The following is a 25,084-nucleotide window of genomic DNA, read 5'->3' on the forward strand; positions in this document are numbered from 1 at the left end:
GTTCCGAATCCCCATAGACTTCCTTACAAGGAAACGCACCGAAGGCGTTTCCCGCCCGTAGGTTCGCTATTGAAAGGAAAGAACAATGTTTATCGCAGAACTTACCAAGCCGCTCGGCACCCTCGTTTTCGGCATGGCGCAGCCGCGCAATGACTACGAGACGAAGCAACAGAAGATGACACAATGATTAATAATTTATCCTGCTTTCGCTCAGCCACTTTCGGAGGCAGGGGGCCGCGGTCGCTTCCAGGTGCTCTGGGGTGCTTCGCATCTACCGAGCGACCCTATGATACGATGACAAATACTCGAAGCGTATTCATGAATGTTTCTTTGGAGTGTGTATTGTGTTTAGAACGATAGTACGAGAGGTGCCGCAAGATTATCTGTTGACTCCTTTTCCTAGAAATTACTGTGATTTTATGGATGAAATCTCTAGTGATGATCTTTATACGGGACTTCTTGGGTACGGTTTGTTCGCCGATAAACTGCCGCCGATGTTTACTAGTAAATCCTTCGCGGCGGACTGCGTTAATAGTAAAGAGTGCAGAGTTGGTCACGAGAAGAGCGATTGGGTTGTTTTTTCTTACATTAGAAATATCGGAACAAAACGCGTTTTTGGCATCCCGTCTCCCTTTGCTTATGAGAGTCTAGTGCGTCATTTGGTCGAACACTGGAAAGAAATCAAAGAAATCTTTCGTAACAACACACAAGGCCATCCCTATCGAATTAGCCGCATTCACATTCGAAAGCGCAAAGACTCGGACTCGCTTTTTAGTATGAATTATCGTTGTTGGCAAATTGAAGAAAACCCGTTGCCTGCCTTGTTGATAGGAAATCGGATGGCCGTCGATTGTGATATATCGAGGTGCTTCCCCAGTATTTATACGCATGCTCTAGATTGGGCTATTTTAGGAAAGGAAAAGGCAAAGAGAAATACGAATGGTACAGAGTGTAGATGGTCGCATGAGCTAGACCAGCGCACGATGAACACAACAAATGGCGAGACTCATGGTTTGCTCATTGGCCCTCATACCTCAAATCTTCTTGCCGAATTAATCTTAACGCGTATTGACGCAGCATTATTCGAAAAGGGATATCGATTTTTGCGACATATCGACGACTATCGCTGTTACGTAGACAGTAAGGAGCGAGCGAGGTCGTTCATCCTGGATCTTGAGACTGAGCTCGATCTGTATGGGCTCTCCGTAAATCAGAAAAAAACGAGGGTTTGGGATCAGCCGAGTGCTTCTCTCGATGATTGGGTGAGAATACTGAAAAATGCTTTTCCGCACAAACCCCTCCTTGATAAGGGTGATGTGGAGAGGTTTCTAGACACCGCCATAGTGGCTGCAAAAGAGTCTGGAAGTGGGTCTGCGCTGGCTTATGCTTTTGGGATGCTATCAAAAAGTCGCATGAACCACTGGGCCCGAAAATACTACGGCGATATTGCCCTCCACCTCGCTTACACTCAGCCGTATCTCCTCCCTTTCGTTGAAGAGCGAGTTATCATGGCGGCAAAGATACCAAGCAAACGCATTGAAATTTTTTCGAATTTACTGCTAGATAAGTCCATTGAGGAGAGGGATTACCTTTCGGCATCTTATGCAATCTATTATGCAATGCGATATGGTTTTGCGCTTGCTCTTTTGGAGAGTGCGGAGGCGGCCTCTGTTTTAGAGGAGACACGAGATTGCGTTCTGTGTACCTGTGCGTTGGTGTATTCAAGAAGACGGCAGAACAAAGCTTTGCGCAACAAGCTTATTAGCTATGCAAAGGAATTGGCGAAAACCGAAGGAGACTTTCAGCGCAATTGGTTGTTTGTTTATGAGGCGTTGCCGATCGATCAGATACCCAAAGAGTATCTGTCTGGCGCGTGGCGCGCAATCAAACGCAAGGGGATCAGCTTTATCGACACGATTCGTATTGAAGAGCCGCCGAGAAATAACGAGTCGATAGAAGATGTCATTGATGCTTTGGCGGAGCAGTTGTCCGACGACGGTGAGGTGGGAGCTGATAGAGCAAGCGACCGAAGCACTAACGAGCTGTGAGAGCTCGCTTAGGAATTGTAGAAATTGTCGTAAGAGCGCAGGTGCAGCGAGGCTTCCTTTGATTGAGGGATTCCCTACCCCCACGTCTGGTCGCTTGTGCGCTTGTACCTTGAGTAGGGGAAGTCCTCGAACCTCAGATCGGCCGCCCTGCCGGCCATGTCGGCTCGGATGGCGCGGCCGATGGCCTCGCCGAGGGCCACGGGGACGGCGTTGCCGATCTGGCGGTAGGCGTCCATGACGTCGCCGCAGATGCGCCAGTCGTCGGGGAAGCCCTGGACGCGCCGGTACTCCTCGACGGCCGGCGGGCGGTCCTCCGTGGGATGGCACAGGTCGGTCGCGGGCATGGTCGGCGACGTGACGAGCATGGGGCACGGCCGGTCGAAGCCGATGCGCCGGTAGAAGCCTGTCTTGCCAAGAAATGAAACGGTCTTAAAGCGCGCGTTGCCGAGAGGCGTGAGCGCTAGCTTTGATTGCCACGAATGATGTTGCGGAGCATAATAAAAAAAGATTCCTCGCTAGGGCTCTTTGCGAGGGGTGAGTTGCGTTCGGAAAACGCCAGATGACAAAAAGAGGACGGCTTTGATCGAGATAACCACAGAGGTGCGGGCTGAGGAGCCGGCGGGCGCGTCGTTCATTGTCGATCGGTGCCCCTTCCGCTATGGCGAGCAGATCAACCTTGAGGTTCTCGATCTCGAGGAAGACAAGGTTCTCAACTGGCCCATGGTGTACATCCTGGCCAACGAGGATTCCGCCTATGTGGGACAGACCACCAGCGTGGCTACCAGAATGACCCAGCACGGGGCAAGCGTTGAGAAACGCGACTTCACGATGGCGAACATCATCTTCAACGAGGAGTTCAACTCCTCGGTCGTCACGGATTACGAGCATCGCCTCATCGGGCTCATGCATGCCGATGGGCGCTATCAGCTCACCAACAAGAACGACGGGATGACCGATACGAACTACTTTTCCAAGGAGCAGTACTCGGCCATGTTCGAGAGCCTTTGGGATGAGCTGAGAAGCCTCGAGCTCGTCGACCACACCATTGACGAGATAGAAGAGTCAGAGGTGTTCAAGTACTCGCCCTACAAGGGGCTGACGGTTGACCAGAGGGTCGCGCTCGATAAGATTCTGGCGGTTATAGGCAGAGGCATCGGGGATGCTGCGCCCCTGGTGGTTGAGGGCGTCCCGGGTACGGGGAAGACCATCCTGGCCATCTACCTGCTCAAGACGCTTCGGGATGATCCCCGGTTCGCCGGCATGAACATTAGGATACTGGAGCCGGTCACCTCTCTGCGCGAGACGCTCCGCAAGGCGCTTGCCGGCGTACGCGGCCTGAGCCCGGCGGACATCATCGGCCCGGCTGACTTGGTGAAGCCGGAGTTCGGCTATCGGGCGAACGGGGAGCGCGGCTTCGACATCCTGCTTGTCGACGAGGCGCACAAGCTCAAGCGCCGCGTGAACCTGGGCTCCCAATACCGGCACTTCGACAAGGTGAACGAGAAACTCGGCCTTCCCAAGGGCGCCAGCCAGATGCAGTGGGTGCTGGAGCAGGCGAGGTTCCCGATCTTCTTCTATGACCCGCGCCAGTTCGTCGGGCCCTCCTGCGTTACGAGGGAGGATGTGGAAAGTGCCCTCGGCGAGGCCGTCGGCAATCCCATCAGGCTGGAGACGCAGATGCGGGTGAGGGGTGGCGACGATTACCTTGACTATGTCTTCGGGATCCTCAATGGGGGAGACCCTCTTCCTCGGCCGTTTGAGGGGTATGAATTCGTGCTGCACGAGGACTTTCGGGATTTCGTCGAGTCCTTTGAACGCACGTACGCTGCCCATGACCTGAGTCGCATGATCGCGGGGTATGCGTGGCCCTGGCTGACCAAGCCGAAGAAGGGGTCGAGGGTTTCGGCGGCGCCTTTCGACATCGAGATAGAGGGAGTCGGCCTTCGCTGGAACTGCACTTCCGAGAACTGGGTCGGGAAGGGGGCGGATAATCCGGCGATCGCCCATGAGGTGGGCTGCATCCACTCCATCCAGGGGTATGACCTGAGCTATGCGTATGTGATCATCGGCGACGACCTTGTTCTGGATGAGGAGTCGGGTCGTCTGCGGGCGAACAGGGCCGGCTACTACGACCGCAATGGCTATGCAACGGCTACCGATGAGGAGCTCACGCGCTTCATCAAGAACATCTACTACGTGCTGATGACCCGTGGGGTTATGGGGACGCATGTCTACGTCGCGAATCCGGTGCTGCGGGGGTATTTGCGAAGGTTCTTTGCCTGAGTGCTGGTGGGTGGGCTTTTCGCGTGGATTGCGCGTTGGTGCGAGTTGGGGGCAAGCATGGATCCGCGGGGAGGTTCGCACTGTGATCGCGCCGCTTTTTCTGCGCCTTGGGGCGTCTGGCGCGATGCTTGGGTGATTTAGCGTCATGCGATGGTATGCTTGGAGGAGGAAATCGCAAGATATTGCGGTCGCTGCCCCTCGCGGGGCGGCGTGGGTTGAAACCGTGTAGCTAAGCATCGAGCACCGCCTTGGCGATGTCGCTGCCCCTCGCGGGGCGGCGTGGGTTGAAACTTCTATGAGGAAGGCGAAGGTGCATGGCCCAGCATTGTCGCTGCCCCTCGCGGGGCGGCGTGGGTTGAAACTGGGCGATATCGCCATCATGGCCGATGAATGGCCGTCGCTGCCCCTCGCGGGGCGGCGTGGGTTGAAACCGGACTTCCTCTTGGAGGACGATCCCGAGTGCTTGTCGCTGCCCCTCGCGGGGCGGCGTGGGTTGAAACAACTCCAACCACCGTCACGCCGAAGTAGTACGTGTCGCTGCCCCTCGCGGGACAGCGTGGGTTGAAACAACGGCCCCTCCGTCATCGGCATCGGCGAGGCTGGGTCGCTGTCCCTCACGGGGCAACGTGGGCTGAAACTTGAGCAGCAGGTTCACCCCCGGCTCAAGGCTGGTCGCTGCGGCGGATTCCCTACCCCCACGTCTGATCGCTCGTGCGCTTGTACCTTGAGTAGGGGAATCCCTCGAACCGGGGATCGGCCACCCTACCAGCCATGTCGGCGCGGATGGCGCGTCCGATGGCCTCGCCGAGGGCAACGGGGACGGCGTTGCCGATCTGGCGGTAGGCGTCCATGACGTCGCCGCAGATGCGCCAGTCGTCGGGGAAGCCCTGGACGCGCCGGTACTCCTCGACGGCCAGCGGGCGGTCCTCCGTGGGATGGCACAGGTCGGTCGCGGGCATGGTCGGCGACGTGACGAGCGTGGGGCACGGCCGGTCGAAGCTGATGCGCCGGTAGAAGCCGGTCTTGCCGCCGGAGAGCGCGTAGGCCTTGCCCATCGCCTCGCGCTGCATGTCGTCGGGCAGGTTCTTCCAGTACTCGCCTCCCTTGAGCATACGGAAGTAACGCAGGCGCTTCTCGGGGAAGTCGGTGTGGCGCAGGGTGGCGGGGTCGAGGCCCTCGACGGCCTCGCGGAAGGTGCGCCACGGCGGCAGGCCGCACTCGCCGGCCGGGGCGTGGGTGGGCTCGAGGTAGGGCACGCGCCCGCCGCCGCGCTTCGCGATGAGCACGACGCGCTCGCGGATCTGCGGGGCGCCGAAGTTGGCGGCGTTGTAGAGGTTGAAGCTGGCCTCGTAGCCGGCTTCCTCCAGGTGGCGCAGGATGAGGCGGAAGGCGCCGCCGCGCTGGGGCTGGCCGCCCTCTACCAGGGGAAACGGCGTCGAGAGCAGGCCGCGCACGTTCTCGATGACGAGGTAGGCCGGCTGGATGTCGGCGGCGAGGGCCAGGTACTTGAGGAAGACGTTGCCGCGCTCGTCGTCGAAGGCGCGCTGGGCGCCGGCGGTGCTGAACGCCTGGCACGGCGGGCCGCCGAACATGACGTCGACGGTGCCGGGCTCAAGGCCGGCCATCTCCAGCACCTGGGCGGCGTCGTAGCGGTTGATGTCGCCGATGAGGGCGGCGTCGGGGCGCATGGCCTGGATGGTCATGCGGCACTTGCGGTCGTTCTCGCAGTAGAGTGCCGGGTAGATGCCGGCGCGCTCCATCCCCAGGTCAAGCCCGAGGGCGCCCGAGAAGAAGCTGAGCGCGTTGATGGCGGGGGAGCCGCCGGCGGGCGTCGGGATGCCGACGCCTGCGCGGCGCGGATGGTCGGGTGGCTCGGGCACGAGGTTGTTCTCGACCAGGTAGTCGTCCAGCTTGCCGGCGAAGATGACCCAGCGGCTGCCCACCTTCTCGGCCGGCAGCTGGCCGGTGCGAATGAGGCGAGAGACGGTCTGCTTGGTGACGCCGAGGATGCGCGCGGCATCGTCGGCGGAGAGGAGGTCGTCGCGGGTCTCAGCGGTATTGGCGGCGGGGATGTTCGGCTGCTGCATGGCGTCGCTTTCTGTTCGGAAAATTTCGCAGACCCATGATAGCGGGTAGGGGATGGCGAGGAGGGCAAGGCGGGGGAGTTTTTCGCGAGGAAGCGAGAAAGGCGGCTCGGTGTACTACGTGCGGGACAGGGATGGGGGATTCTTCTTGCTATGGTGTGTCTGCAAGAGAAAGAAGGTCTCGCCGAGTGAAGGGAGGGCTGTCATGATCGGATGGAATCCCCAGGCTGGTCAGGCTACAGGATGCGAGCGATGCGGCATGCCGAACAGCGAGGCGTTCGGGCGGCCGGTTGAGAGGGGCGGCGGATTTGCGACGATACATGTCAGTCATGTCGTAAACACGGGCATGCCCGTCATGGAAAGCGATCTGCAGGGGGCGCTATTTCATGCTTGTAACCTGACGGGGATTCGCGGGGCTTTGGGAGATCTGCGCTATCGAGAATAGGCGTGGCAGGGCCGCAGCTTCGTTTTCCGGTATCCTGGGGGTTGAGGGAAGGCGACGAGAGGCGGGGAGATGGCGAGCGGGTTCGAGGATCGGTTGGACGCGGCTGTTGCGGAGGAGTCCATCCAGCGGCAGCGGGACGTGGCTTACGAGCTGCTGGGAGAGTTCGCGCAGAAGCGGATCGCCTGGTACGGCGACGCGTCCAAGGTCAACCTGCGCAAGCTGCTGGCCAAGGACGTGATCATGTTCGCGGCGCGCGGCGTGGCGTCGGCCGACGAGTTCGTAGCCGAGGCGTTCCGCGCCTGCGAGAGCTCGAGCGAGGAGACGGTCATCGGCAACACATGGCAGGCGGTCATCGCAGCCATATCGTCGGACACGCTGGACACGGGCGACATGATGACCGTGCGCGACGGCGCGCTGTGGGTGTGCGAGCTGAAGTCGCAGGCCAACACGGTGAACTCGTCGTCGTTTCCGCAGGAGCTGCGCGAGCTGAAGGACAAGTGCGCGGCGCAGGAGCGCTTCCGTCGGGCGAGCGGCCAGCCGGTGCGCCCCGCCTTCTGCGTGCTGCGCAACCCCCGGCCCGTCGACGAGGTGCGCGTCTACCGCGCCGACCCGCGCGACCTGCCGAACCGCGACATCGACGGCTTCGAGTACCGCTACCTGGCCGGTGACGCGTTCTGGCTGTGGCTCACCGGGTTCGACTCGGTGGAGGGGCTCGTCGCGGACGTCGACCTCATCGCCAACGAGGGCGTCGTCGAGGCGCGGGCGGCCTGCCTCGCGCGCCTGCGCGCGGAGATGCGAGAGGCTTTGGCCGCCCGCGGCCTGGGCGAGACGATGAACGACGTGCTCAAGCTGAAGAAGCTGCTGGGCTGAGGTTGTGTGGGGCGCTAGGCGCGCATGGGCGGTGTGGATTGAAACGCGTCCCAGCAGGCGTGGCGGGCGTTCCCAGGCGCAGGTCGCCGCTCGCAAGGGTGGTGTGGATTGAAGCAGGTGCGTGTCTGAGTCAGGCGCGAAGCGTATGGACGGCGCTGCTCATGAGGGCGGGGCGGATGAAGTTGGCTCGTCGGCTTACAGATTGCCTCCGTGGGCGTCGACGGAGAGCGAGCATCGTCGCGTAGAGGGCGCTCTCGGCGGGACGATGGGAATGCTGGGTGTCTCTCTCACCAAATCTGTTGGACAAAAAACGCCGATATCGCGGAACTTATGCGTGGATCTTCCGACTCACTCTTACTTCTTTGACGCGTTTTCCCTGTTCAAGGCCTTGCGGGTAAAAACCCTTTTAGCTTTTTTCCTCCGAGGGACGGTGATATCTCGCTTTTTTGTCCATCCAGATGCGAGATCGCGGGTTTTTGTCCATCTAAGGGAGTGAGGGGCTGAGATTTGGTTAGAGGAGGTTGAGGGACAACAGGCGATGCCCCTGTTGCCCCGCTCAGGGCCTCGCTGTCTAGGCATGTCGCAGAGAGGCTGCGGCCGAGGAGCGCTGGCTCCTTGTGGCAGCGGAACCCAAGAAGGCGCCCCGGTACTTGGCGACCTCCATCCCAGAGTCTCGTTTTAAAGTATCCAGTGGGCGTGCCTGCGAGCCTTTGGCTTAGCGATGCGAGCATTCGAGCGGTGTGATTTGGCGGCGTTTCTTACTGTGTGGGTGTGTTTGGGGCGGGTAGTCAGTCGAATGCGCCGCCCGGAGGGGGCAGGCGGTGCGAAGCGGGGGCCGACAAGGAAACGCCGGCAGGTTCGCACCGCCTTTTATGGGTTTTGGGGCGCATACGGGGCTTTCGTCGTTGCGGCAGGTGGCTTTGATATCGAGCCGTGGCGCACACATCTCAGTGGCGTACAATATATTGCGGTCACCGCTCGCAAGAGCGGTGCGGATTGAAACTGGACGGGACTTTGGGACGGCGTCATGGCGGTCGTCACCGCTCGCAAGAGCGGTGCGGATTGAAACTGGTCGCATAACGCGGTTGACAATCTTGCTTCTAGTCGCCGCTCGCAAGAGCGGTGTGGATTGAAACTCAATCTCAGCTCGTAAAGACCGGCAGGTTCTTCGTCACCGCTCGCAAGAGCGGTGTGGATTGAAACGCTGTAGCTACTTTAGCAAAAACATGGAAAATGTGTCACCGCTCGCAAGAGCGGTGTGGATTGGAACTTCGCGGGCGTCTCCGGCATGAGCAGCAGGGACGTCACCGCTCGCAAGAGCGGCGTGGATTGAAACGAGCTCGTGGACGGTGAGATGGTGCCCCGCTCCTGTCGTCGCTCGCAAGAGCGGCGTGGATTGAAACAGCTTGGCGGTGATGGTGGCATACTGGATGGACGTCGTCGCTCGCAAGAGCGGCGTGGATTGAAATGGCGACTTCGGCCAGATACTCAACTCCAGCGTTGATGTCGTCGCTCGCAAGAGCGGTGTGGATTGAAACAGGTGTGTGGCTGGGTCGGGCGCGAAGCGTATGGGCGGCGCTGCTTGTGAGGGTGGGGCGGATTGAAGCTAGTCCGTTGGGCTGCGGGTTGGCTCTGTGGGCGTCGGCGGAGTGGGGCGCCGTCTCGTAGAGGATGCTCTCGGCGGGACGATGGGGGGGGTGTTGGGCGCTGTCCTCGGTAGGTTCGCTGGACAAAAATCGGCGATATCGCGGAACTTGTGCGCGAATCTGTTAGTTCGTTCCCGCCCCTTTGGCGCGTTTCCCCTGGTCATGGCGTTGTGGGCAAAAACTCTGCTCGCTTTTTTCCTCCTAGGGACGGTGATATTTCGCTTTTTTGTCCATCCAGATGCGAGATCGCGGGTTTTTGTCCATCTGAGGGGGGTGTGGGTTAGCTGGAGGGGAGTCTAAGGACAACAGGCTACGTCCCCGTTGCCCCGTCCCCGTTGTCCGCGCCGTTGCCCCCGCGCGCGGGCGCGGGCGGCGCTGTGCTTCTTGCTATTCCCAGCGGCGCTTGTGGGCGTTTATGGCTTGCTTGGCGGTGGCGGCGAAGCGGCGCAGCTTGGCTTCCTGCACGTGGAGGGAATCCTCGCGGTAGCGGAGGTCGTGGTGCAGGTCGCGGACGCCGCGGAGGTTGCCGATGGTCAGCTGGGCGGTGCCGGGGAGCTCGGCGCGGGTGGCCTCCACGCGGGTGTCGGGGCCGCCGAGGGCCCAGGCGGCCAGCGCGGCGTCACGCAGGCTGCCGGTCTCCTGCAGCACGGCCAGGCCGGCCCAGGCGCCCAGGCCGTCGTCGGCGTCCTCGACGACGCGCGTGCCCTCCTCGACGCGGCCCTGCGTGACCGCGCAGATCACGAACGACTCGTCGGTGAAGCGCCACAGCACCCCGCCGACGCGGATACCGGCGGTCGTGACCTCCCAGAGGCCCGATCCGTCCCGGGCGGTGAAGCTTGCGAGCATCTTGGCGGGCATGGGGCTCCTCTCTCCTGGGGCGATTCTACTACGGAAGGGGAGTGAGCGCAGGGGCTAGAGGGTCTCCAGGAGATCGAGGAGCTCCTGCTTCTTGTGGATGTCGAGCTTGGTGTAGATGCGCTTGGAGTGGGTGCGGATGGTGTTCTCGGACACCACGAGCATCTCGGCGATGCGCGCGACGGAGTGGCCGCGGGCGATGAGCTCCATGACCTCGGCCTCGCGCGCCGAGAGGCGGTAGCGCTCGCGGGCGCGCTGCGCCTGCGCGGCGAGGAGGTCTGCGGCCTCCGTCGCCTCGGCCGGCAGCAGGGGCCCCGCCGCGCTCACGCCGCCCGCGCCCCTCGCACCGCCTCCGGCGGCCGGCCCCGTCTCGCCGGCTCCCGCCGGCGCGCCCGCGCCGCCCGCGCCGAGCGTGCCGTCCGCGCCCTCGGCGCCCATGCCGAGCGTGCCGTCCGCGCTCCCGCTGCCCACGCCGCTCTTGCCACCTGCACCGCCCCCGGCTCCCGCCGGCGCGTCCCCGCCGCCCCCGGCCTCCGCCTTCTTCCCGCCGTCCGCACCCGCGCCCGCGGCGCTCCCGCCGGCCCTCCTCCCGGGGGCGATCGTGCGCAGGGAGGCCAGCTCGATGGCCTCGTCGCGGCCGCGGGCGGCGAGGGTGGACGTGAAGCCGCCCGAGCCGACGAAGTGCATGAGCCCGAGGGCCCACACGGCGACCATCGCCACGATGGCCAGGGGCGACAGCCCCATGACGCGGATGTCCTCGGCAAACGTGCCGCCGAGGAACCCGACGCTGTGCAGGGCGAACACGACCGCCCCGAAGAACCCGTAGATGAACACGGGGTTGACGCCGCGGTCGCGCGAGACCTGGGCGCACTGCATCATCATGAGCATGATGGCGGCGCTGTACACCGCGTAGAGGATGGCCGCGAGCCAGCGCGCGTACTCGTCGGAGAGCAGCGGCAGCCCCAGAAACGACGTGATGAGGAAGGGGAACACCACCCGGTAGGCGTCGGTGATGGACAGCCGGATGCCCTTGAGCCGTCACAGCCAGATGGTCACGAGCGCCGCCACCAGCATCCCGGCCATCGACAGGTTGTTCACGTAGATGCCGATGGAGGGCTCCGCCACGGCGACGGAGCGCATGATGCCCGCGCAGAACCCGAGGGCCCCCACGCACAGCGCGCTGCGCCAGTATCCCCGCACCGCGTGGGCGTAGACGGCGGGATGGTCTTGGGGGACATCCTCGAACATCGGCTGGTCGAGGTTGATGGTGCGGCTGCGCAGGGTGACGACGAGCCCGAAGAGGGGCAGGAACGCCGCGGGGATCAGGTAGGCCGTCACCGCCTGGGGGATCAGATGCAGCGCGTAGTAGAGCACCGCGCCCCAGGCCGTCCCCACCAGGAGCCCCCGGCTGCCGCCGTCGGCGTCCTGGCTGGCGAACAGGCGCTGCCAGAGCATGTAGAAGCCGGCCGACCCCAGCCCGAGCAGCACGCCGCCCGCCACCACGAGCGCCAGCGCGGCGCCGTCCAGGTAGATGGCGGCTATCAGACAGCACCAGCCCAGGAAGTAGGGGGCGCTCGCCAGCTTGACCGAGAAGCGCCGCGTGGGGCCGGGGAGGAAGTAGGCGCCGACGCAGCTCAGGGCGAAGCTCGCCGAGAAGGCCAGCGACTGCGACAGGAAGAACCAGAAGAGGATCTTCGGGGTCTGGAACGCCAGCGGCAGGAAGGGGAACACGCCGCCCCACACGCCCGCCGCGTTGATGGCGAGGAAGAGGGCGTAGCCGATCGACTCCAAGTCGGGCCTCAGGAGGGTGAAGATGCTCTGTCTGCGCTCGCGCTGCATGGGGGAAGTATAGACAACGCAGCGCGAAAAGGCGTCGGGGCTGGTGGGCCAATCGGGTGGGTGAGAAGGGTCATTATGGGTCTGACCTGGTGCTTCATGAAAAATCACATAATTTATGTGACAAGTCCCCCCGAGCCGCGACCTATAGTCTTGCCCACGACAGCCGTCGGCTAAGGGGGTCGGCGGCTCATTGGGCGGCGGGGAGGGCCGCCACCTCGAGGGGACGCGGGCCGCGCATGCAGGCGGGGCGCGCGTCGGAGGTGGGAGCGGTTTCGCCGCCCGGTGTCAGAGAGAAGGAGGATCTGCATGATCGATACGAATGTGAGTCGTCGCACATTCCTCAAGACGGGTGGGGCGCTCGGCGCGCTCGCCGTGGCCGGGGGAGGCGCCGTGGCGGCGGACTCCCTCTTCGGATCCGGCGTCGCCGACGCGGTCGCCGCGCCCGAGGAGAAGGTCACCTGGGGCCACTGCGCGATCAACTGCCCCGGGCGCTGCGCGCTCAAGATGCACGTGAAGGACGACGAGATCGCCTGGGTCGACACCCACACGAGCCCTGACGCGACGTTCGACACGCCCCAGGCTCGCGCCTGCCTGCGCGGCCGCACCTACCGCCGCTGGGCCAACAGCCCCGACCGCATCAGCTACCCCATGAAGCGCGTCGAGGGAACCAAGCGCGGCGAGGGCAAGTACGAGCGCATCAGCTGGGACGAGGCCATCGACCTGGCTGCGTCCAAGCTCAAGGAGGTCATCGAGAAGCACGGCAACGAGGCGGTCTACGTGCCCTACGCCACCGGCGTGTCGGCGACCACCTCGCGCCCGTTCAACCGCTTCCTGAACCTGGTGGGCGGCTACCTGAACTTCTACAACAGCTATTCCACAGCGCAGATCTCCTGCATCACGCCCTACATGTACGGCTCCAAGAACAACGGCGGCAGCTCGCTGTCCTCCGGCGAGGACGCCAAGCTGATCCTGTGCTTCGGCTCGAGCCCGACCGAGACGCGCCAGGGCGGCCTGACCACCCACTACGACTGGGTCCACATGCGCGAGCGCACGGGCGCCAAGATCTATATGATCGAGCCGCGCTTCAACGACTCCAACTTCGGCCATTCCGAGGAGTGGCTGCCCATCAACCCCGGCACCGACGCGGCGCTGGTGGCGGCGCTGGGCCACGAGCTCATCAAGAACGGCCAGACCGACGAGGAGTTCCTGCACACCTACTGCGTCGGCTACGACGAGGAGACCATGCCCGAGGCCTACCAGGGCAAGAACATGTCCTACAAGGACTACATCATGGGCACCGGCTACGACAAGGTGGAGAAGACGCCCGAGTGGGCCGCCCCCATCACGGGCATCCCGGCCGAGCGCATCCGCGCGCTGGCCGACGAGATCGCCACGACCAAGCCGGTCTACGTGGTGCAGGGCTGGGGCCCGCAGCGCCGCTCCAACGGCGAGTGGACCGCCTGGGCCATCATGGCGCTGCCCTGCCTCATCGGCCAGGTGGGCCTGCCCGGCACGAGCAACGGCACGCGCGAGGCGCGCAACAGCCCGTCGCTCTCCTCGCTGCCGGCCGGCACCAACCCGGTGAAGGCGTCCATCCCGTGCTTCCTGTTCACCGACGCCATCGACCACGGCCCGGAGATGACCGCCAAGAACGCCGGCGTCAAGAACGCCGACGCGCTCAAGACGGGCATCAAGTACATGATCAACTACGCGGGCAACTGCCTGACCAACCAGCACAGCGACATCAACAAGGCCCACGAGATCCTGGCCGACGAGAGCAAGTGCGAGTTCATCCTGGGCATCGACACGGTGATGTGCGACTCCATGAACTACTCCGACGTCGTGTTGCCCGACCTGTTCCGCTTCGAGAACGACTCCCAGATCGCCACGGGCTCTGACTGGGGCTACATCATCACCGGCACGCCGGCGACCTCTCCGAAGTTCGAGCGCAAGTCGGCCTACGAGATGGCCGCGATGCTGGCGGACAAGTTCGGCGTGAAGGACCAGTTCACCGAGGGCAAGACCGAGCAGGAGTGGATCCGCGAGCTCTACGACAAGTCCCGCGAGAAGGACGCCAAGCTGCCTCCCTACGAGGAGATGCAGGAGATGGGCGTGTACACGCGCGAGTACCCCCACATCGTCTCGATGCAGAAGTTCCGCGAGGATCCCGCCGCCAACGCGCTGACCACCCCGTCGGGCAAGATCGAGATCTTCTCCGAGAAGCTGCTGAAGGACACCGAGGGCTGGGAGCTTCAGGACGGCGACACCCTCAAGGGCATGGACACCCTGCCGCCGCTGCCCGTCTACATCCCTGAGTGGGAGGGCGTCGAGACCACGACCGAGGAGCATCCGCTCGTGCTCTCCGGCTTCCACTACCGCGGGCGCATCCACTCCTCGTGGGGCTTCATCCCGGAGCTCAAGGAGGTCAACCCCATGGAGGCCTGGATCAACCCGGCCGACGCCGAGCCGCGCGGCATCAAGCACGGCGACACCGTCCACGTCACCAACGACCGCGGCACCATCGAGCTGTACGCCAAGGTGACCCCGCGCGTCGTGCCCGGCACGGTCGCCGTGTCCCAGGGCGCCTGGTGGGACGGCGACGTCCATGCCGGCAAGGACGGCGTCGACAAGGGCGGTTCCATCAACACGCTCACCACGCAGCGGCCCTCGCCCCTTTCCAAGGGCAACCCGCAGCACACCAACATCTGCGAAGTCAAGAAGGCCTAGCGGCGAGAGGAGGAGAGATAGATGACTCACTACGCATTTCATTTCGACGGCACTCGCTGCACGGGCTGCAAGACCTGCGAGATGGCCTGCAAGGACTACAAGGACCTCGGGCTCGGCGTCGCGTACCGCAAGGTGTACGAGGTCACGCTCGGCGAGACGAAGAAGGCCGACGACGGCACCTTCGCCAGCACCTGCGTGAGCTATCCGCTGTCCCTGGCGTGCAACCACTGCGAGAACCCGGCCTGCGTGAAGGTGTGCCCGACCGGCGCCATGCACCAGGACGCCGACACGGGCCTGGTGTCGGTCGACGCCGACAAGTGCATCGGCTGCGGCTACTGCCACATGGCGTGCCCCTACAACGCCCCCAAGGTGGATCGCGAGAAGGGCCACTCCGTCAAGTGCGACGGCTGCAAGGAGCGCGTGGCGGCGGGCGAGAAGCCCGTCTGCGTGGAGGCGTGCCCGGCGCGCGCCCTCGACTTCGGCCCGGTGGACGCGATGAGCAAGCTCGGCGAGCAGGCCGACATCGCCCCGCTGCCGGCTAAGTCCTACACGTCCCCCAACCTGTACGTCAAGCCTTCCAAGGACGCGAAGCCGGCCGGCGACGCCTCCGCGAAGGTCGTGAACCCCCTGGAGGTGATGTAGCATGGAGGCCGCCTTCGCCGAGATGCCCCTTGCCCTGTTCAGCACGTTGGCCCCGATGGGCGCCGGCGCCTTCGTCATCCTGGCCGCCGCGTTCCTCACGGCCAAGCTCGACGCCGAGGCCCTGGGGCGCATCGACCGGCTCACCGCCATCCCCGTGGCGTTCGTGATCGTCGGCTTCATCGCCGCATTCTTCCACCTGGCCAGCCCCGCCAACGCCTTCGGCGTGTTCGCCGGGCTGGGGTCGTCCCCGCTGTCCAACGAGATCGCCGCGGGCGTGGTGTTCTGCGTGGTCATGGTCGTGTACTGGGCCTGGGCCCTCACCGGCAAGATGCCCGAGGGCGTCCGCAAGGGCCTCGCGGTGGTGCTGGCCGTCCTGGCCCTGGTGTTCGCCCTGTTCACGGGCATGGCGTACATGATCGACACCATCGCCTCGTGGAACACGCTGGCAGGACCCGTCCAGATTCTCGGCTACGCGCTGGTGGGCGGCGCCGCCCTGGGCGTGCTGGTGCTGGCCCTGGCCGGCTGCGCCGATGAGCTGAAGGCCGGCTCGCTCAAGACGGCCGTGCTGGCGGTGCTCGTCGTGGGCCTCGTGTGCGGCATCGGCGGCCTGGCGGCCCAGGCCATGGCGGCCAACGGCCTGGAGAACGCGCTCTACAGCGGCGCCGACATGGTGTCGAGCGCCCTGATGGTCATCGTGGCCGGCGTGGTGTGCCTGGTGGCCTCCGGCGTGTGCGACGTGTTCGCCGTGCGCGGCGGCGGCGCGAGCGCGGTGGTCGGCATGGGCGTCGGCGCGGCGGTGCTGGCCGTCGCGGGCATCCTGCTCATGCGCCTGGCCTTCTACGCCATGCAGGTGTCGGTCGGCCTGAGCATGCTGCTCTAAGCGCCCGCCGCCCGGCGGCCCCGCTGACGGGACTGCCGGGCGGCGCTTGCGAAGGGCCCCGGATGCCCGGGGCCCGCCGCCCCGTCCCACGCGCCGGTGATCCCGGTCGCGCAGGGGCGCGGTGACGGGCCCGGGCCCCGGGGCTTTTCGCTATCATGGACGCAACACGGATACGGAGGAGGAGAGACATGGTCGACACGCGCGAGGACGAGCTCGAGGCCGTCGCGTTCATCGGGGAGGTGCTCGGGCCGCTGTTCCTCTACGACCCGACGGACGCGGCCATCGCGCCCACCTACGAGATGCTGGCGGCGCTCGACGTGGGCGAGGCCGCGCAGGAGTGGCCCCTGGTCGACGACGACGTCGCGCGCGAGGCGCTCGCGCTGATGACGGGCGGGATCGCCGAGGGGGTGGGCGACGACGTGGTGTGGGAGTACCGGCGCCTCTTCGTCGGCCCCGGGCCGAAGGCCGCGCCGCCGTGGGGATCGGTCTACACCGACCGCGAGTGCGTCGTGTTCGGCGAGGCGACCCTGGCGCTGCGCCAGTGGATGCGCGAGAACGGCATCTCGCGCCCCGGCGACGGCACCGAGCCCGAGGACCACATCGGCCTCATGCTGCTTCTGCTGGCGTGGGTCGCGCGCAACCGCGCCGACCTGCTGGACGACTACGCGGCCGCGCACCTGCTGACCTGGGCGCCCCATTTCCTGGAGGAGATGGAGGCGGCGGCCGCGAGCCCCTTCTTCGAGGGGCTCGCGGCGCTCACGCGCGCCTCGCTTGCGGGCGTCGCGTCCGCGCGCGGGCTGGCGGTGGAGACGCCGCGCTTCTACCGGTAGGCGCCGGGGGGCACGCCATGCATCCGATCAACGGGTTCGCGAGCGCGTTCGGCGAGATAACGCTCGTGCTGTTCACCACTCTGGCCCCGGCGGGCATCGTCGCCTACGTCATCATGGCGCTGCCCCTCGTCGTCCGCGGCGACGGGCTCGGGCGCGACGCGCGCCGGCGCCTCGACGCCTCCCTCGGCATGCCGGTGGTGGTGGCCATGGTGGGCCTGGTGGCGTCCGCCACCCACCTGGGGAACCCGGCCAACGCGCTCTATATCGTCGCCGGCCTCGGCCGCAGCCCGCTGTCCAACGAGGTGGTGTGCGGCGTGGCCTTCCTCGGCGCGGCCGGCGTGTTCTGGCTGACGTCCTTCTCGGAGTCGGGCGGCAACGTGACGCTGCGCCGCGTCGCCGCCGCGGCGGTGTCGTGCCTGGGCGTCGTGTTCCTCGGCGCCATCTCGCTCGCCTACAGCGCCGTCTACGCGGCATGGGGCGCCGAGCTGGCCGGGATGGAGAACGCGCTCGCCGCGGCGCGCGACCTGGCGCCGGCCTTCGGCCCCATGGTGGGGCTGTTCGCGCTGCTGGCCTGCGCGGGCGTGGCCCTGGGCGCGTGGGCCGCGTCCCCTGCGCGGCGGGCGCCCCGCTGGGCCCTCGTCGCGTCGCCGGTGTGCGTGCTGGCAGGCGTCTTCGTTATGCGCTTCGCGTTCTACATGGTCCACATGACCGCTGGCTTGGGGGTGTAGGGCGAGCTCGCGCGCCCCCTTCCGCCCCTTCCTCGCGCGCGGCTCTCCCGCCTTGAAATTCCCCTTGACTTGTAGCTAGCTCGAAGATATAGAGTGAGCCCATGTGTCATCGTTGGCGAGAGGAGCCTCCATGGGCAAGGCCAAGGTCTACTTCACGAGGGACATCACGCCGGACAACGTCGTCCGGCTCTACGGGATGCTCGGCGTCGAGCTGCCGGGGAAGGTGGCCGTCAAGGTCCACTCCGGCGAGGAGGGCAACCAGAACTACCTGCATCCGGAGTTCATGCGCCCCATGGTGGAGGCTGTCGACGGCACCATCGTCGAGTGCAACACCGCCTACGAGGGCGCGCGCGATACCACCGAAAAGCACGAGAGGCTGATGGCGGCCCACGGCTGGACCGACTGCTTTGCCGTGGACATCATGGACGCCGAGGGCCCCGACCTCGTCCTCCCCATCGAGAACGGCCGCGTGCTCAAGGAGAACCGCGTGGGGAAGAACCTGGCGAACTACGCGAGCATGCTGGTGCTGTCGCACTTCAAGGGCCACCCGATGGGCGGCTTCGGCGGGGCGCTCAAGCAGCTGTCCATCGGCTGCGCGTCCAACCAGGGCAAGGTGGCCATCCACACGGGCGGCGCGTCGCTCGACCAGGCCGAGTTCTGGGACAAGCACGCCGAGCAGGACGACTTCCTGGAGGCCATGGCCGAGTCGGCCGAGACCGTCGTCAACCACTTCGGCAGCAACCTGGCCTTCGTCAGCATCGCCTGCAACCTGTCGGTGGACTGCGACTGCTGCGCGGTGGCCGAGGATCCGTGCATGGCCGACATCGGCATCTTCGCGTCGCTCGACCCAGTGGCCATCGACCAGGCGTGCATCGACGCGGTGCTGGCCTCCGACGACCCGGGCCGCGACCATTTGCTGGAGCGCATCAACTCCAAGCATGGCACCAAGACCATCGACGACGCCGCGCGCCTGGGCTACGGCACCAAGGACTACGAGCTGATCGTCGTCGACTAGCCGCGCCGCCGCGAGGGCGGGGGCGCCGACGGGGCGCCCCTCCCGCGCGCGGTCGGGCAGCGGGGGGCGCCCGGGGCGGCTGCCGGCGCGCCCGGACGCGCCCGGCCGGGGCGTGGGTTCTCGGGAAAGGTGCTGGTGGGGCGGGGCGCTTCGCGATATCATTCTTCCATCTGCGAAAGGATGGTTTGATGGAGAAGCTGCTGGCCGCCTGCAAGGCCATTTTCGACGAGAGCCCCCAGGCCGTCGGCGTCGCCCAGGTGCTGACCGACGAGGCGGGGGAGCCCTACGACTTCGCCTACGTCTACCTCAACGCGGCCATGGCGGCCTTCACCGGATCGCAGGTGGAGGACCTGGTGGGCATCCACGCCTACGAGGAGTGGGGCCACGACGACATGGGCTGGCTCGAGCACTTCGCCGACGCCGCCTTCGACGGGGTGCCCTGCGAGTTCGAGACCGTCTCGGTCATGCTCGAGCGCTTCCTCCACGTGACGGTGACGCCTTTGGGCGAGGGGCGGTGCACCTTCTTCATCCAGGATGTCACCGACTGGGTCGACCAGGAGCCCTACTGGGCCGACGACTTGACCGTGGGGCTGTTCTTCCTCGACCTGCGCACCCTCAACCTCATGCTGACGGCCGCCACCCAGGAGCGCTACGGGTTCTCGAAGGGCTACCTGCCGGCCGCCGCCTTCGCCGACGAGCTGTTCGGCCCCGACGCGGCCGCGGCGGTGGACGAGCAGGTGGCGACGATGCGCGCCGGCGGCCACGGCGTCTTCTACGAGGGGCGCTCGGCCGACGGCCGCTGGCTGCGCCTGAGCACCGGGCGCATCGCGCAGTCCGACCGCTTCGTGTTCGGCCAGGTGGAGGACACGACGCGCGCCCACGAGGCCGAGGAGCGCAGCCTGCGGCGCATGGACGTCATCGAGAGCCTCACCCGCGAGAACTTCGCGCTCTACGTCGTCGACCTGGCCAGCGAGGCGGTCGAGGTCTACGGCCAGCCCGACGACCTGTCCGGCGCCGGCTTCGTGCGCGCCATCGTCGACGACGCCAGCCTCCCCGCGCGCGAGGCCTACCTGCGCGACGTGGTGGCCCCCGACGACCGCGACCGCGTCGACGCCGCCATCAGCCGCCCGGCCCTGGACGCCTTCTTCGCGTCGGCCCAGGACGAGATGGCCGTGACCTACCAGCGCCTGATCGACGGCGAGGAGCAGTACATCGAGGCGCGCATCATCCGGCTGGCCGGCTGCGAGCGCACGGCCGTGATCGCCGTGCGCAACATCCACTCCGAGATGGAGGAGCAGCTGCGCCAGAAGCGGGCGCTCCAGAAGGCGCTCGAGCTGGCCCAGCACGCCAGCGCCGCCAAGTCCACGTTCCTCACCAACATGTCCCATGACTTCCGCACGCCCATGAACGCCATCGTCGGCTTCGCGGGCATCGCGCTGGAGCATCGCGACGACCCCGACCGCATGGCCGAGTGCCTCGAGAAGATCCAGCGCTCGAGCGACCACCTGCTCCGGCTCATCAACGACGTGCTGGACGTGAGCCGCATCGAGAGCGGCGTGGTGGAGGTGGACGAGGAGCCCCTCGATTTGGCCGACCTGGCCTCTGACATGGAGCTTCTGTTCTCGGGCGAGGCGCAGCGCAAGAGCCTGGGCTTCTCGGTGGACGCCGCGGGGCTGCGCCACCCCCACGTGCTCGCCGACCGGCAGCACCTGGGGCAGATCCTGGTCAACCTCATCGGCAACGCGTTCAAGTTCACGGGGCCCGGCGGGCGCGTGGACGTGCGATTCGCCGAGTTCGCCGACGGGCAGTCGGGCTACGGCGCGCACGTGCCGGCGGGCTACGGCCGCTTCGAGGTGACCGTGTCCGACACGGGCTGCGGCATGGTGCCGGAGTTCCTCGACCTGCTGTTCGTGCCCTTCGAGCGCAACGGCCTGGGCGAGGTCAACCCCACCGAGGGGACGGGCCTGGGCATGCCCATCACGAAGAACCTGGTGGAGCTCCTGGGCGGCACCATCGAGGTGAAGAGCGAGGTGGGGAAGGGGAGCGAGTTCACCGTGACGCTGCCGCTGCGCCTGGCGGAGGGCGCGGGCGGCGCCGAGGCGGGCGATGCCGGGGCGTACGCCGCGCCGGGGGCCGGCGAGGACGTCGCGGCCGGGGTCGCGGGAGCGGAGCCGGGTGTCGGCGAGGACGTGGACGGCGCGCCGGGGGGCGGCGGCGCGGGCGCGCGGTTCGCGGGGCGCCGGTTGCTGGTGGTGGACGACGACGAGCTCTCGCGCGAGATCATGAAGGAGGTGCTCGGCGGCGCCGGCTTCGCCGTGGAGGAGGCCGCAGACGGCGAGGCGGCCGTCGCGGCGGCCCGGGCGTCCGCGCCGGGCTGGCTCGACGGCATTATCATGGACATGCGGATGCCCCGCATGACCGGCGACGAGGCGGCCCGCGCCATCCGCGCCTCGGGTCGCGCCGACCTGGAGCGCATCCCCATCATCGCGCTCACCGCCGACGCCTTCGAGGAGGGGCGGCGCCGCAGCCGCGAGGCCGGCATGACCGCGCACGTGACCAAGCCCTTCAAGACCGCCGAGCTGCTGGCGCTCCTGGGGGAGCACCTGTAGCGCGTCCCGGCAGGCGCCCGGCGTGGTCGGGGCGTGGCGGGTGGAAGGGTGCCTGCCGTGCCGCGGGCGCGGGCGCCTAGGCCTTCGCGGGGGCCGGGTGCGGGCGGCTGGCGTCGCGGCGGCGCCAGGCGTAGGCGAGCGACACGGCCAGCATGACGGCCTCGATCACGATCATGATGACGACGGTGTGCCCGAAGGCGCCCGCGTAGGCGGCCGCCTCGGCCATGCCCGCGTGCACGTTCGCCGCCACCTCGTTGGACATCGTGCCCACCAGGAGCGCCGAGGACAGCGATGAGGCCAGCTGGATGGACACCGACGCGATGGAGGCGCCGGCGGCCAGGTGCTCGGCGTCGAGCGACTCGAGCGCGGCGGCGCGGTTGGATGAGTTCTCCACCCCCACGCCGCCCAGGATGAAGACGACGGCGATCATGAGCGGCACGAGCAGCAGCGGGCCGGACGCGCCCAGCACCACGGCGAACCCGGCGGTGATGACGGCGAACCCGATGGGCACGACGGGCCAGATGCCGTGCTTGTCGGTCAGCTTCCCGCCGAGCAGGGCCACCGCGGAGTAGGCCAGCTGCGGCAGCAGCATGAACAGGCCGGCGTCGGACGCGGTGAAGCCGGCGGCGCCCTCCAGGTACAGCGGCAGGGTGAGGCGCACGGCGTGCTCAGCGAGCGAGCCGAACATCAGCAGCATGATGCCGATGACGAAGGCGCGGTCGGCCAGCGGGCGCAGGCTGAGCAGCGGCACGGCCAGCCGGCGCTGGCGCCAGGCGAACAGCCCGGTGACGGCCACGCCGGCGGCGATGAGCGCCAGGGCCACGGGCAGCTGGTGGTTGATCTCGGATATGCCGAACATGAGCGCGCCCATCCCCGCGAAAATGAGCGGGATGCTGGGCAGGTCGACCGAGGCGGCGTCGGGGCGGCGCTCGCCGATGGGGCGCATGACGAGGAGGCTGGCGACGCAGCACGCGGCGCCGGCGACGACGGTGGGCGCGAACACGGCGTTCACGCCGAAGCGCGTCAGCAGCAGGCCCGACACGAAGGGGCTGATGGCGAAGCCGACGCCGCCGCAGGCCGTGAACAGCGACAGGTTGAACGCGCGGCGGCCGGGCGGGGCGATCTTGATGAGGCAGGTGCTGGCGGTGGGGAAGAGCAGCCCCGCGGCGCTCGCCTGCAGCACGCGGGCGGCCATGACCATCCCGTAGTCCTGGGCGAGCAGGCCGACCAGGCCGCCGGCTGCCATGAGGCCCGTGGCCAGGCCCATGATGACGCGGATGCCCCAACGGTGCAGCAGCCGCGCGCCCATGGCGATGAGCGTGGCGCCCACGATGGTGAAGACGAGGATGACCCAGTTGGCCTGGGCGACGGTGACGTGGAACTCGCGCGCCACGCCGGGCAGCGCCACCGACATGAGCGTGATCATGAAGCCGTTGCAGAACATGGTGGCGATGATGACCGCCGTCATGGCGTTGGCCTGGCGGCGCGTCAGCGGGGGCGCGCCGCCGGCGCCGGCAGGCGTGACGGGACGCGCGGGCGCGGCCTTCCCGCCGGCTTTCGGGTCTTTCTGCGTGCTGGCGCCCATGGGGGCCTCCCTCCGCTCGTCGGTGCTCCTCCGACCAGCATAGGCGCGCCTCCTCGCGCGACCGCCCGGCACCCCGACCTGTAAGCGCCCCGCCACCGACGCGCCACCGCCCGGTTTCGCCGGCTAGCGCGCCTAGAAGAAGCCGGGGAAGCGGGCCATGAGCTGGTCGGCGTAGTCCTCGCCGACGCAGTAGTCCCTGATCTCGCCGTCCTGGAACATGATGGAGGTGGGGAGCCAGCGCGCGTTGTAGTGCCGGGCCGACGCCTTACTGCAGGGGGGGGCTTTGACTTGCCTGCGTGACGAAACTATTATTATCTGTGGCGAGGGTGCTGGTATGGGGATGTAATTTCCCTTGGATCGGCGCCCCGCTTGCTTTCTGAAGCTATGCTATGGGAAAAACGAAACGGTGCCCCGCGGGGCGCCGTTTCCTGCTTTCGAAGGCAAAACGTAAATGCGGGATTACGTTTTGGAGGATCAACAGGACGTAATTTGAACTTCTATGCTAAAAAAATTAATATTTATAGCATATAAGTTCATGCGAGAGAAAAGAGAAACGTGCAGGATATTCTAGATATAGCGGAATCAAACAAGGGGTTTGTGACGACGGCCGATGTGACGGCGGCTGGGATTCAGCGTCGCGAACTCGCAAGGGCGGTTAGCGAAGGTCTGATCCTTCGGATTGGCCGCGGTATCTACTGCCTTCCTGAGACATGGGAAGATGAGTACGTCATCGCTCAGCACCGCTTCTCCCGAGGCGTGTTCTCTCACGAGACGGCGCTCTATCTGCTCGACCTCTCCGATCGCATGCCGGAGAGGCTGACCATGACGTTTCCCCAAGGATATAACACCTCGGGAGTGTCTGCAGAAGACCTGATTCCGAGAACCGTCGCCGGAGAGCTTCTCGATTTGGGGAAGACGCGTCTCAAGACGCCCTATGGCAACGAGGTGATTGCCTACGATGTGGAGCGTTCCCTGTGTGATCTGTTCAGGGGCTGCGCTTTCCCTGACGTGCAGATACTTAATCCTGCTATGAAGAGCTACCTGTTTCGAAAAGGAAGGAACATTCCCAAGCTTCTTGAGTATGCCCGAATGCTCGGCGTGGAAAAAAGGGTGCGGATGCATGTGGAGGTTTTGCTATGAGAACAAAGAACGCGATGCAGCTTAAGGCTCTCATCAAGCGAAAGGCTCGGGAGATGGGCGTCTCTCCGCAGGCGATGCTTCAGGATTATATGCTCGAAAGGCTCATAGTGAGGGTGGCCCATTCTCCATGGGGAGACTGCCTGATTGTGAAAGGCGGTGTGCTAGTCGGGTCTCTCATCGGCCTCGACAGGCGGACGACGAAGGATCTCGACACTACCGCAACGGGCTTCTGCCTCTCCGAGGAGACCATTTCCCGCGTGTTTGAGGATATATGCTCGACAGAAGTGGATGACGATTTGACGTTTGAGATTGTCAAGGTGGCGAGAATCAGGGAAGGGGATGAATATCCCGGCGTTAGGGTTTCGCTTCAAGCACGATATGAGCCCCTGGATGTTCCCCTGGCGGTTGATGTGACAACGGGAGACAGAATAACCCCCTCGGCTATGTCCTATGACTTCCCCCTCATTTTCGACGAGGGGTTCGTTCGCATCATGGCCTATCCAATGGAGACTGTTCTTGCCGAGAAGTTGGAGACGATTCTGGCAAGGGGCATCGCTTCGACTCGCCCGCGAGACTTCTATGACGTCTATGAACTGTGGAAGCTGAGGGGTTGCGATGCTCGAGGGCTTCGCCCGGCGCTGGTGGCGACTTGCGAAAGGAGGGGAAGCACGGGGGCATTGGACAGGGCGGAAGGGACAATCGATGAAATACGCCGCAGTGAAGCCCTTCGAGTAACCTGGGAGAACTACGCCAGGCGATATGCCTATGCTGAAAGTATCTCCTATCCCGAGGTATGCGATGTTCTATCCGAAGTTTTGAGGGCCTGCGGGGTGCTCGGTTAAATATGAGGTTTTCGAG

General features: G+C 65.4%; 17 protein-coding genes, 1 pseudogene and 2 CRISPR repeat arrays. Of the genes and pseudogenes, 12 read left to right on the forward strand and 6 right to left on the reverse strand.

Annotated elements, in window-relative coordinates; translation table 11 throughout:
- Window positions 1–419 precede the first annotated feature (419 nt).
- Complete coding sequence (locus LPT13_RS08260) at window positions 420–2,048, forward strand: RNA-directed DNA polymerase (protein ID WP_242165511.1); 1,629 nt, start codon at window positions 420–422, stop codon at window positions 2,046–2,048.
- Between the two features lie 74 nt (window positions 2,049–2,122).
- On the opposite strand, the gene LPT13_RS11855 is transcribed toward LPT13_RS08260, so the two are convergent.
- Window positions 2,123–2,557: a DNA cytosine methyltransferase gene (locus LPT13_RS11855; protein ID WP_347264276.1), complete on the reverse strand. Its 435-nt coding sequence runs from the start codon at window positions 2,555–2,557 to the stop codon at window positions 2,123–2,125.
- Window positions 2,558–2,627: 70 nt separating this feature from the next.
- Between LPT13_RS11855 and LPT13_RS08270 the strand changes: the two genes are divergently transcribed.
- Window positions 2,628–4,331 (forward strand): DUF2075 domain-containing protein, encoded by a 1,704-nt coding sequence (locus LPT13_RS08270; RefSeq protein ID WP_242165515.1) that lies wholly within the window; start codon window positions 2,628–2,630, stop codon window positions 4,329–4,331.
- A 187-nt stretch (window positions 4,332–4,518) separates the two neighbouring features.
- A CRISPR array of direct repeats spans window positions 4,519–4,969; the repeat unit is 35 nt; unit sequence GTCGCTGCCCCTCGCGGGGCGGCGTGGGTTGAAAC.
- 51 nt (window positions 4,970–5,020) lie between these two features.
- On the opposite strand, the gene LPT13_RS08275 is transcribed toward LPT13_RS08270, so the two are convergent.
- Entirely contained in the window at window positions 5,021–6,418 is a 1,398-nt protein-coding gene (locus tag LPT13_RS08275; protein ID WP_242165516.1) for a DNA cytosine methyltransferase, read from the reverse strand.
- Between the two features lie 511 nt (window positions 6,419–6,929).
- Between LPT13_RS08275 and LPT13_RS08280 the strand changes: the two genes are divergently transcribed.
- On the forward strand, window positions 6,930–7,730 hold the full coding sequence (locus tag LPT13_RS08280; protein ID WP_242165518.1) for a PmeII family type II restriction endonuclease: 801 nt from the start codon (window positions 6,930–6,932) through the stop codon (window positions 7,728–7,730).
- 974 nt (window positions 7,731–8,704) lie between these two features.
- Window positions 8,705–9,268: direct repeats of the CRISPR family, unit length 29 nt; unit sequence CCGCTCGCAAGAGCGGTGTGGATTGAAAC.
- Window positions 9,269–9,763: 495 nt separating this feature from the next.
- On the opposite strand, the gene LPT13_RS08285 is transcribed toward LPT13_RS08280, so the two are convergent.
- The 3 genes and pseudogenes from LPT13_RS08285 to LPT13_RS08295 all read right to left on the reverse strand — a co-directional run bounded on the left by LPT13_RS08285 (window position 9,764) and on the right by LPT13_RS08295 (window position 12,070).
- Complete coding sequence (locus tag LPT13_RS08285) at window positions 9,764–10,234, reverse strand: hypothetical protein (protein WP_242165520.1); 471 nt, start codon at window positions 10,232–10,234, stop codon at window positions 9,764–9,766.
- Window positions 10,235–10,288: 54 nt separating this feature from the next.
- Window positions 10,289–10,471, reverse strand: a pseudogene (locus LPT13_RS08290) (response regulator transcription factor); the annotation flags it as partial.
- Between the two features lie 798 nt (window positions 10,472–11,269).
- Window positions 11,270–12,070 (reverse strand): hypothetical protein, encoded by an 801-nt coding sequence (locus LPT13_RS08295; RefSeq protein ID WP_242165523.1) that lies wholly within the window; start codon window positions 12,068–12,070, stop codon window positions 11,270–11,272.
- A 306-nt stretch (window positions 12,071–12,376) separates the two neighbouring features.
- Here LPT13_RS08295 and LPT13_RS08300 point away from each other — a divergent pair, with 306 nt between their 5' ends.
- The 7 genes from LPT13_RS08300 (at window position 12,377) to LPT13_RS08330 (ending at window position 21,501) form a co-directional block, all read left to right on the forward strand.
- Window positions 12,377–14,797, forward strand: coding sequence for a DMSO/selenate family reductase complex A subunit (locus tag LPT13_RS08300; protein ID WP_242165525.1), 2,421 nt, complete (start codon window positions 12,377–12,379; stop codon window positions 14,795–14,797).
- A 21-nt stretch (window positions 14,798–14,818) separates the two neighbouring features.
- Window positions 14,819–15,439 carry a 4Fe-4S dicluster domain-containing protein gene (locus tag LPT13_RS08305; protein ID WP_242165526.1) on the forward strand — a complete coding sequence of 207 codons (621 nt, stop codon included), beginning with the start codon at window positions 14,819–14,821 and terminating at the stop codon, window positions 15,437–15,439.
- 1 nt (window position 15,440) lies between these two features.
- Window positions 15,441–16,319, forward strand: coding sequence for a dimethyl sulfoxide reductase anchor subunit family protein (locus LPT13_RS08310; RefSeq protein WP_242165527.1), 879 nt, complete (start codon window positions 15,441–15,443; stop codon window positions 16,317–16,319).
- A 188-nt stretch (window positions 16,320–16,507) separates the two neighbouring features.
- The gene (dmsD, locus tag LPT13_RS08315) at window positions 16,508–17,149 is read left to right on the forward strand and encodes a Tat proofreading chaperone DmsD (protein WP_242165529.1); all 642 of its coding nucleotides are present in this window, start codon (window positions 16,508–16,510) and stop codon (window positions 17,147–17,149) included.
- Window positions 17,150–17,166: 17 nt separating this feature from the next.
- On the forward strand, window positions 17,167–17,877 hold the full coding sequence (locus tag LPT13_RS08320; RefSeq protein WP_242165531.1) for a dimethyl sulfoxide reductase anchor subunit family protein: 711 nt from the start codon (window positions 17,167–17,169) through the stop codon (window positions 17,875–17,877).
- Between the two features lie 130 nt (window positions 17,878–18,007).
- Window positions 18,008–18,892 (forward strand): DUF362 domain-containing protein, encoded by an 885-nt coding sequence (locus LPT13_RS08325; protein WP_242165533.1) that lies wholly within the window; start codon window positions 18,008–18,010, stop codon window positions 18,890–18,892.
- Between the two features lie 188 nt (window positions 18,893–19,080).
- Window positions 19,081–21,501 (forward strand): PAS domain-containing hybrid sensor histidine kinase/response regulator, encoded by a 2,421-nt coding sequence (locus tag LPT13_RS08330; RefSeq protein WP_242165535.1) that lies wholly within the window; start codon window positions 19,081–19,083, stop codon window positions 21,499–21,501.
- A gap of 76 nt (window positions 21,502–21,577) precedes the next feature.
- Here LPT13_RS08330 and LPT13_RS08335 read toward each other — a convergent pair whose 3' ends face one another.
- The gene (locus LPT13_RS08335; protein ID WP_242165537.1) at window positions 21,578–23,086 is read right to left on the reverse strand and encodes an MFS transporter; all 1,509 of its coding nucleotides are present in this window, start codon (window positions 23,084–23,086) and stop codon (window positions 21,578–21,580) included.
- Between the two features lie 555 nt (window positions 23,087–23,641).
- On the opposite strand from LPT13_RS08335, the gene LPT13_RS08340 reads away from it, so the two are divergent.
- Together LPT13_RS08340 and LPT13_RS08345 are read left to right on the forward strand one after the other, a co-directional pair.
- A complete protein-coding gene (locus LPT13_RS08340; protein WP_242165540.1) occupies window positions 23,642–24,226 on the forward strand; it encodes a type IV toxin-antitoxin system AbiEi family antitoxin domain-containing protein in 585 nt (194 codons plus the stop codon).
- Window positions 24,223–25,068: a nucleotidyl transferase AbiEii/AbiGii toxin family protein gene (locus LPT13_RS08345; RefSeq protein WP_242165542.1), complete on the forward strand. Its 846-nt coding sequence runs from the start codon at window positions 24,223–24,225 to the stop codon at window positions 25,066–25,068. Before LPT13_RS08340 ends, LPT13_RS08345 begins: the two co-directional genes overlap by 4 nt.
- Window positions 25,069–25,084: the final 16 nt, after the last annotated feature.

This window comes from Adlercreutzia faecimuris, assembly GCF_022669055.1.
Lineage (GTDB): Bacteria > Actinomycetota > Coriobacteriia > Coriobacteriales > Eggerthellaceae > Enterorhabdus > Enterorhabdus faecimuris.